At 68.4% G+C, this 9573-nt stretch carries 5 protein-coding genes; all 5 read left to right on the forward strand.

Features of this window, described 5'->3' with window-relative positions; translation table 11 throughout:
- A partial coding sequence (gene rplJ, locus JNW87_RS29265; protein WP_238454767.1) for a 50S ribosomal protein L10 occupies positions 1-407 on the forward strand: 407 nt, incomplete at its 5' end.
- Between the two features lie 54 nt (positions 408-461).
- On the forward strand, positions 462-845 hold the full coding sequence (rplL, locus tag JNW87_RS29270) for a 50S ribosomal protein L7/L12 (RefSeq protein ID WP_089012491.1): 384 nt from the start codon (positions 462-464) through the stop codon (positions 843-845).
- Positions 846-1420: 575 nt separating this feature from the next.
- On the forward strand, positions 1421-4852 hold the full coding sequence (locus tag JNW87_RS29275; protein WP_109801303.1) for a DNA-directed RNA polymerase subunit beta: 3432 nt from the start codon (positions 1421-1423) through the stop codon (positions 4850-4852).
- A gap of 84 nt (positions 4853-4936) precedes the next feature.
- A complete protein-coding gene (locus tag JNW87_RS29280) occupies positions 4937-8824 on the forward strand; it encodes a DNA-directed RNA polymerase subunit beta' (RefSeq protein WP_109801302.1) in 3888 nt (1295 codons plus the stop codon).
- A gap of 129 nt (positions 8825-8953) precedes the next feature.
- Entirely contained in the window at positions 8954-9322 is a 369-nt protein-coding gene (locus JNW87_RS29285; RefSeq protein ID WP_109801301.1) for a hypothetical protein, read from the forward strand.
- Positions 9323-9573: the final 251 nt, after the last annotated feature.

The following is a 9573-nucleotide window of genomic DNA, read 5'->3' on the forward strand; positions in this document are numbered from 1 at the left end:
TCGGCACGGAGACCACCTACACGGTCGCGAAGAACACGCTGGCCAAGCGTGCGGCGACCGAGGCGGGCATCTCCGGCCTCGACGAGCTGTTCACCGGTCCTACCGCGCTGACTTTCGTTTCGGGCGACGTCGTCGAGGCGGCGAAGGGGCTTCGCGACTTCGCGAAGGCCAACCCGAAGCTGGTCATCAAGGGCGGTGTCTTCGAGGGCAAGGCCATTTCCGCGGCCGAGGTCACGAAGCTCGCCGACCTGGAGTCCCGCGAGGTGCTGCTGGCCAAGCTGGCTGGCGCGATGAAGGGCAACCTGAGCAAGGCCGCGGCCCTGTTCCAGGCTCCGCTCTCCAAGACCGCCCGTCTGGCGGCCGCCCTGCAGGACAAGCGCGAGAAGGAGGGCGCCGAGGCGGCCTGAGGCCTCCCGGCGCACCCACGTTCTTAGTTTTCACCTTTAGAAAGGACGCCAGACATGGCGAAGCTCAGCACCGACGAGCTGCTCGACGCGTTCAAGGAGATGACGCTGATCGAGCTCTCCGAGTTCGTGAAGCAGTTCGAGGAGACCTTCGAGGTCACCGCCGCGGCCCCGGTCGCCATGGGCGTTGCCGCCCCGGGTGCCGCGCCGGCCGAGGCCGAGCCGGAGAAGGACGAGTTCGACGTCATCCTCGACGCCGACGGTGGCAAGAAGATCCAGGTCATCAAGGTCGTGCGTGAGCTGACCGGCCTGGGCCTCAAGGAGGCCAAGGACCTGGTCGAGGCCGCTCCGAAGGCCGTCCTGGAGAAGGCCAACAAGGAGACCGCCGAGAAGGCCAAGGCCAAGCTCGAGGGCGAGGGTGCCAAGGTCACCCTCAAGTGACCTTGCGTACGACCTGACGCGCGTCCGGCTCACGTGAGCCGGGGCACAACCGCGTCGCGGCGGGCGGTGATCCGGGAACGGATCGCCGCCCGCTGTGGTTGGTGGTTCCGGTGGCAGCGGCGTGAGCAGCGCGTCCGGCGTCCGGCGTACCCCCGCACAGCGGGTCCTGTCGGTAGTCCGTCGGTGGGAAAGACACCCCGACCGGTAACCGGCCCTTGACGCGACACCGGGCTGACAGGCACGCTGACACCAGCAAGAACTTCCGCGCTTGCAACGGCCACCTCTCGGGTAATGGCAACGGCAGCACCACCGCCCGCGGCACCCGAGCGGACCGGCAGGAACATCGCGTTCCGAGCGGCCCGGTAGACCCGGTTTTCCGAGGTCCCGAGGCGTGTTCCGCGATGACCTGCGGGGTGGGCTGGACAGCGGTTAGCCTCTCGGCTACACTGCTAGTTTGCGCTGCCTTCCGACTAGTCCCCTGCTCGGAAATGTCCGTTTGCGGATATTTCTGGTGGGGTCATTGGAGTGCACGCGTACCAGCCGTTCTGCAGCACCGGTCCTCGGAAGGACGCATCTTGGCAGCTTCCCGCCCTGCGAAGACCAGTCGTACGTCGAGCGCTTTCGCTCCCCGCCGAGTTTCATTCGGCAGGATCACCGAACACCTCGAGGTCCCCAACCTCCTCGCCATTCAGAACGAGTCCTTCGACTGGCTCGTCGGCAACGAGGCTTGGCAGGGCCGGTCGGCGGACGACCCGCACGCACGCTCGGGTCTCGCGGAGATCCTCGAAGAGATCAGTCCCATTGAGGACTTCTCCGGCACCATGTCGCTCTCCTTCTCGGCTCCGCGCTTCGACGAGGTCAAGGCCTCGATCGAGGAGTGCAAGGAGAAGGACCTGACCTACTGCGCGCCGCTGTTCGTGACCGCGGAGTTCACCAACAACACCACTGGCGAGATCAAGAGCCAGACGGTGTTCATGGGTGACTTCCCGATGATGACGCCGAAGGGCACCTTCATCATCAACGGCACCGAGCGCGTCGTGGTCAGCCAGCTCGTCCGGTCCCCGGGCGTGTACTTCGACAAGCAGCCGGACAAGACCTCCGACCGCGACCTCTCCAGCGTCAAGGTCATCCCGAGCCGGGGTGCCTGGCTGGAGTTCGACATCGACAAGCGCGACACGGTCGGCGTTCGCATCGACCGCAAGCGCCGGCAGGCCGTCACCGTCCTGCTCAAGGCCATCGGGTGGTCCGCGGAGCAGATCCGTGAGAAGTTCGGCTGGTCCGAGCTGATGATGACCACGCTCGAGAAGGACCACATCGCCGGCCAGGACGAGGCGCTGCTCGACATCTACCGGAAGCTCCGCCCTGGCGAGCCGCCGACCCGTGAGAACGCCCAGACCCTGCTCGACAACCTCTTCTTCAACCCGAAGCGGTACGACGTCGCCAAGGTCGGGCGCTACAAGTTCAACAAGAAGCTCGAAGTCGACGTGCCGATCACCACCGGCACGCTCACCGAGGACGACATCGTCGCCACCGTGGAGTACCTCTGCCGGCTGCACGCCGGCGAGGACGGCTACGAGGCCGACGACATCGACCACTTCGGCAACCGTCGCCTGCGTACCGTGGGCGAGCTGATCCAGAACCAGGTCCGGGTCGGTCTTTCCCGGATGGAGCGGGTCGTCCGCGAGCGGATGACCACCCAGGACGTCGAGGCGATCACGCCGCAGACCCTGATCAACATCCGCCCGGTGGTGGCGGCGATCAAGGAGTTCTTCGGCACGTCGCAGCTGTCCCAGTTCATGGACCAGACCAACCCGCTGGCGGGTCTGACCCACCGGCGCCGGCTGAGCGCGCTCGGCCCGGGTGGTCTGTCCCGGGAGCGGGCCGGCTTCGAGGTCCGTGACGTGCACCCGTCCCACTACGGCCGGATGTGCCCGATCGAGACGCCGGAAGGCCCGAACATCGGTCTGATCGGCGCCCTGTCCACCTTCGCCCGGGTCAACCCGTTCGGCTTCATCGAGACGCCGTACCGGAAGGTCGTCGAGGGTCGGGTCACCGACCAGATCGACTACCTGACCGCGGACGAGGAGGACCGGTTCGTCAAGGCGCAGGCCAACGCGCCGCTGAAGGCGGACGGCACGTTCGCCGAGGACCGCGTCCTGGTCCGCCGTAAGGGCGGCGAGACCGAGGACGTCGCGCCGGGCGCCGTGGACTACATGGACGTCTCGCCGCGGCAGATGGTCTCGGTCGCGACCGCGATGATCCCGTTCCTCGAGCACGACGACGCGAACCGCGCGCTGATGGGCGCGAACATGCAGCGCCAGGCGGTGCCGCTGGTCAAGGCCGAGGCTCCGCTGGTCGGCACCGGCATGGAGTACCGCGCCGCCGTCGACGCCGGTGACGTCGTCGTCGCCGAGGTCGGCGGTGTCATCGAGGACCTCTGCGCCGACTACATCACCGTCCACCAGGACGACGGCCACCGCCGGACGTACCTGCTGCACAAGTTCCGCCGCTCCAACGCCGGCTCCTGCGTCAACCAGAAGCCGGTCGTCTTCGAGGGCGACCGCGTCGAGGCCGGTCAGGTCATCGCCGACGGTCCGTGCACCGACGAGGGCGAGATGGCGCTCGGGCGCAACCTGCTCGTGGCGTTCATGTGCTGGGAGGGCCACAACTACGAGGACGCGATCATCCTGTCGCAGCGCCTCGTGCAGCAGGACGTGCTCACCTCGATCCACATCGAGGAGCACGAGGTCGACGCCCGGGACACCAAGCTCGGCCCGGAGGAGATCACCCGCGACATCCCGAACGTCAGCGAGGAGATGCTCGCCGACCTCGACGAGCGCGGGATCATCCGGATCGGCGCCGAGGTCGTCCCCGGCGACATCCTGGTCGGCAAGGTCACGCCGAAGGGCGAGACCGAGCTGACCCCGGAGGAGCGGCTGCTCCGCGCGATCTTCGGTGAGAAGGCGCGCGAGGTCCGGGACACCTCGCTGAAGGTGCCGCACGGCGAGACCGGCACGGTCATCGGGGTGCGTACCTTCTCCCGCGAGGACGGCGACGAGCTGCCGCCGGGCGTCAACGAGCTGGTCCGGGTGTACGTCGCCCAGAAGCGCAAGATCCAGGACGGTGACAAGCTCGCGGGCCGGCACGGCAACAAGGGCGTCATCTCCAAGATCCTGCCGATCGAGGACATGCCGTTCCTGGAGGACGGCACCCCGGTCGACATCGTGCTCAACCCGCTGGGTGTGCCCTCCCGGATGAACATCGGCCAGGTCCTGGAGACCCACCTCGGCTGGGTCGCCAAGACCGGCTGGAGCGTGGAGGGCGACGACGCGGCGTGGAAGAAGCAGCTGCGCTCGATCGACGCCCACGAGTCCGAGCCGGACACCAACGTGGCCACTCCGGTCTTCGACGGTGCCCGCGAGGAGGAGATCTCCGGTCTGCTCTCGTCGACCCTGCCCAACCGGGACGGCAAGCAGCTGATCGGCTCCTCCGGCAAGGCGCAGCTGTTCGACGGTCGCTCCGGCGAGCCGCTGCCGGACCCGATCGCGGTCGGCTACATCTACATCCTGAAGCTCAACCACCTGGTCGACGACAAGATCCACGCCCGGTCGACCGGCCCGTACTCGATGATCACGCAGCAGCCGCTGGGTGGTAAGGCGCAGTTCGGTGGCCAGCGCTTCGGTGAGATGGAGTGCTGGGCGATGCAGGCGTACGGCGCCGCCTACGCCCTGCAGGAACTGCTGACCATCAAGTCCGACGACGTCCTCGGCCGGGTCAAGGTCTACGAGGCGATCGTCAAGGGCGAGAACATCCCCGAGCCGGGCATCCCGGAGTCGTTCAAGGTGCTGCTCAAGGAGCTGCAGTCGCTGTGCCTCAACGTCGAGGTGCTCTCCAGCGACGGTGTGGCCCTGGAGATGCGCGAGACCGACGACGAGGTGTTCCGGGCCGCGGAGGAGCTGGGCATCGACCTGTCCCGGCGCGAGCCGAGCTCGGTCGAAGAGGTCTGAGGTGAGCGGTCGGGAGCCGGCTCGCCGGCTCCCGATCCGCCCACCCACTAGCTAAGCAGTACAGACGACGACATAGGGGACATAGTGCTCGACGTCAACTTCTTCGACGAGCTGCGCATCGGCCTCGCCACCGCCGACGACATCCGTCAGTGGTCGCACGGTGAGGTCAAGAAGCCTGAGACGATCAACTACCGCACGCTCAAGCCGGAAAAGGACGGGCTCTTCTGCGAGAAGATCTTCGGTCCGCAGCGGGACTGGGAGTGCTACTGCGGTAAGTACAAGCGGGTCCGCTTCAAGGGCATCATCTGCGAGCGCTGCGGCGTCGAGGTGACCCGTTCCAAGGTCCGTCGTGAGCGGATGGGGCACATCGAGCTGGCCGCTCCGGTGACCCACATCTGGTACTTCAAGGGCGTGCCGAGCCGGCTGGGCTACCTGCTGGACCTGGCCCCCAAGGACCTCGAGAAGATCATCTACTTCGCCTCGTACGTCGTGACGAGCGTGGACGCCGAGTCGCGTCACCGTGACCTCTCGACCATCGAGAACGAGATCCTGGCCGAGAAGCGGCAGGCCGAGAACAGCCGCGACTCGGAGATCGAGAAGCGGGCCGCCAAGCTCGAGGCCGACCTGGCCGAGCTGGAGGCCGAGGGTGCCAAGGCGGACGTCCGGCGCAAGGTCAAGGAGGGCGGAGAGCGCGAGATGCGCCAGATCCGCGACCGGGCCCAGCGCGAGATCGACCGCCTCGACGAGGTCCTCGACACCTTCCGCAAGCTCGAGCCGAAGCAGCTGGTCACCGACGAGCTGCTCTACCGCGAGCTGCGCGACCGCTTCGGCGAGTACTTCACCGGCGGCATGGGCGCCGAGGCCATCAAGGCCCTGGTCCAGAACATGGACCTGGATGCCGAGGCCGATAGCCTGCGCGAGACCATCCGCTCCGGCAAGGGCCAGCGGAAGATCCGGGCGCTCAAGCGGCTGAAGGTCGTCGCGGCGTTCCAGAACACCCGCAACTCGCCGCTCGGCATGGTGCTGGACTGCGTCCCGGTCATCCCGCCGGACCTGCGTCCGATGGTGCAGCTGGACGGTGGCCGCTTCGCGACCTCCGACCTGAACGACCTGTACCGCCGGGTGATCAACCGGAACAACCGCCTCAAGCGGCTGATCGACCTCGGCGCGCCCGAGATCATCGTCAACAACGAGAAGCGGATGCTCCAGGAGGCCGTCGACGCGCTGTTCGACAACGGCCGCCGTGGCCGGCCGGTCACCGGCCCGGGTAACCGCCCGCTGAAGTCGCTCTCCGACATGCTCAAGGGCAAGCAGGGCCGGTTCCGCCAGAACCTGCTGGGCAAGCGCGTCGACTACTCCGGCCGTTCGGTCATCGTGGTCGGCCCGAAGCTCAAGCTGCACCAGTGCGGCCTGCCCAAGCAGATGGCGCTGGAGCTGTTCAAGCCGTTCGTGATGAAGCGGCTGGTCGACCTCAACCACGCGCAGAACATCAAGTCCGCCAAGCGGATGGTCGAGCGGCAGCGGCCGGTCGTGTGGGACGTGCTGGAAGAGGTCATCGGCGAGCACCCGGTGCTGCTGAACCGCGCGCCGACCCTGCACCGGCTGGGCATCCAGGCCTTCGAGCCGCAGCTGGTCGAGGGCAAGGCCATCCAGATCCACCCGCTGGTCTGCACCGCGTTCAACGCCGACTTCGACGGTGACCAGATGGCGGTGCACGTGCCGCTGTCCGCCGAGGCCCAGGCCGAGGCGCGGATCCTGATGCTCTCGTCGAACAACATCCTGAAGCCGGCCGACGGCAAGCCGGTCACCATGCCCACCCAGGACATGGTCATCGGCCTGTACCACCTCACCCACCTCACCCCCGGTGAGAAGGGCGAGGGCCGGGCGTTCAGCTCGGACGCCGAGGCCCGGATGGCGTTCGACAACGGCGAGCTGCACCTGCAGGCTCCGGTCAAGATCCGGCTGCGCGGCGTCATCGGTGTCGACAACGGCGCCGGCGCCGAGCCGTGGACCGCGCCGGAGGGTTGGGTCGAGGGCGAGCCGCTGACGGTGGACACCACCCTCGGTCGGGTGCTGTTCAACGAGACGCTGCCGCAGGGCTACCGCTTCGTGAACTACGAGATCCGCAAGGGTCAGCTCTCCGCGATCGTCAACGACCTCGCCGAGCGCTTCCCGAAGGTTGCCCTCGCGGCCACCCTCGACGGGCTCAAGGAGGCCGGTTTCCACTGGGCCACCTGGTCCGGCGTGACGATCGGCATGGAGGACGTCATCGCTCCGCCGCGCAAGCGGGAGATCCTGGAGCGGTACGAGGCGGAGGCCGACCGGATCGACAAGCAGTACCAGCGTGGTCTGATGACCGCCGAGGAGCGTCGCGGCGAGCTCATCGAGATCTGGACCAAGGCGACCAACGAGGTCGCCAAGGAGATGGACACCGCGCTGCCGCAGGAGAACCCGCTGTGGAAGATGATCAACTCGGGTGCCCGCGGTAACCTGCTCCAGCTCCGGCAGATCGCGGCGATCCGTGGTCTGGTGGCCAACCCCAAGGGTGAGATCATCCCGCGGCCGATCAAGGCCTCGTACCGGGAGGGTCTGTCCGTGCTGGAGTACTTCATCTCCACGCACGGTGCCCGTAAGGGTCTCGCGGACACCGCCCTGCGTACCGCCGACTCGGGTTACCTGACCCGTCGTCTGGTGGACGTCTCGCAGGACGTCATCATCCGTGAGGAGGACTGCGGCACCGACCGCGCCATCCCGATGCAGATCGGCGAGCGGCTCGACGGCAAGCTGGTGGTCCACACCCACGCCGAGACCAGCGTGCACGCCCGGACCCTGGCCGACGACATCAAGGGGCCGGACGGCACCGTCGTCGCCGAGCGGGGTCAGGACCTCAACTCGATCCTGGTCGACAGGATCGTCGCGGCCGGGGTGGAGACGGTGCGGGTGCGCAGCGTGCTCACCTGCGAGTCGAAGCTGGGCGTCTGCGCGGCCTGCTACGGCCGTTCGCTGCCGACCGGCAAGTCGGTCGACATCGGCGAGGCGGTCGGCATCATCGCCGCCCAGTCCATCGGTGAGCCGGGTACCCAGCTGACGATGCGTACCTTCCACACCGGTGGTGTCGCGGGTGAGGACATCACCCAGGGTCTGCCGCGTGTCCAGGAGATCTTCGAGGCCCGGGTTCCGAAGGGTAAGGCGCCCATCGCCGACACCCCCGGCCGGATCCGGATCGAGGACGGCGAGCGGTCCCGGAAGATCATCGTGGTGCCGGACGACGGCAGCGACGAGATCGTCTACGACAAGATCTCCAAGCGGGTCAAGCTGCGGACCCACGACGGCGGTCACGTCGAGGTCGGCGAGAAGCTCACCGAGGGCACCATCGACCCGCACGAGCTGCTGCGCATCCTCGGCCCGCGCGCGGTCCAGGTCCACCTGACCCAGGAGGTCCAGGAGGTCTACCGCTCGCAGGGTGTGCTCATCCACGACAAGCACATCGAGATCATCATCCGCCAGATGCTCAAGCGGGTGACGGTCATCGACTCCGGCTCGACCGAGTTCCTGCCGGGCGTGCTGGTCGACCGGGCGCTCTTCGAGTCGGAGAACCGCCGGCTCGTCGGCGAGGGCGGCGAGCCCGCCGCCGGTCGCCCGGTGCTGATGGGTATCACCAAGGCCTCGCTGGCCACCGACTCCTGGCTCTCGGCGGCCTCCTTCCAGGAGACCACCCGGGTGCTGACCGACGCGGCGATCAACTCGCGCAGCGACTCGCTCGTCGGCCTCAAGGAGAACGTGATCATCGGTAAGCTCATCCCGGCCGGTACGGGCATCAGCAAGTACCGCAACGTCCGGGTCGAGCCGACCGAGGAGGCGAAGGCCAAGGTCTACTCGATGACCGGCTACCCGGAGACCGACTACGGGTTCGGGCCGGCCAGCGGCCAGGCGGTGCCGCTGGACGACTTCGACTTCGGGTCGTACCGCTAACCAGCAGTACACGACGAGGCCCCCGGCACCCGCCGGGGGCCTCGTCGTGTCCGTGGAGTTCATGCGACGCGTGGGGGAGCGGGCGGGCGGTCCGGGCCGCCGGCCGGGCCGGCGGGGCATGATGGGGACATGACGACGGCACCCGGGCCGGCACCGGTCGCCCAGCACGGTCCGCGCCACCCGCTCGACCCCGAGCCGACCCGGTCGACGAAGGCCCGCGCGGTCTTCGCCCTGGGCCTGATCGGGGCGTTGACCGGGCTCTTCGTCGGTGGCGTGGTGCCGTCGACGATCGCCCTCCAGCTCGCCCGGCAGGCGCGTCGGGAGGCGTACGCCTCCGGCGGCTTCCTGACTGGCGGGGAGCGGCTGCGGCGGGGGGAACGGCTGGCCTGGACGGGCCTGGTGCTGGCGGCCGTGGCGGTGGTGGCGGCGGTGGTGATCGGGGTCGTCCGGCTCGCCGACGCGCCTTTCGGGCACGACTACGCCCCGAACGTCGACTGACCGCCCGGGCGGAGGAGCCGTCCGTGCCCGGACCCGCCCGCAGGACCCGCGGCGGTAGCCTGACCCGTGTCCGCCGCGCGGCGGGTGAGCCACTTCCACAGGAGGACCCCGTGACGGAACCGGCCCCATCGCCGGCAGGCGACCCCACCCGGTCCGTCGCCGGGTCGGACGCCGCCGGGCCGGATGCCGCCGGGTCGACGCCGGGCGGGGAGCCCACCAGCCCGTGGGCCGCGCCGGGGGCCGGGCTCGAC

The sequence above is a fragment of the Micromonospora sp. ATA51 genome, from assembly GCF_016802855.1.
Lineage (GTDB): Bacteria > Actinomycetota > Actinomycetes > Mycobacteriales > Micromonosporaceae > Micromonospora > Micromonospora sicca.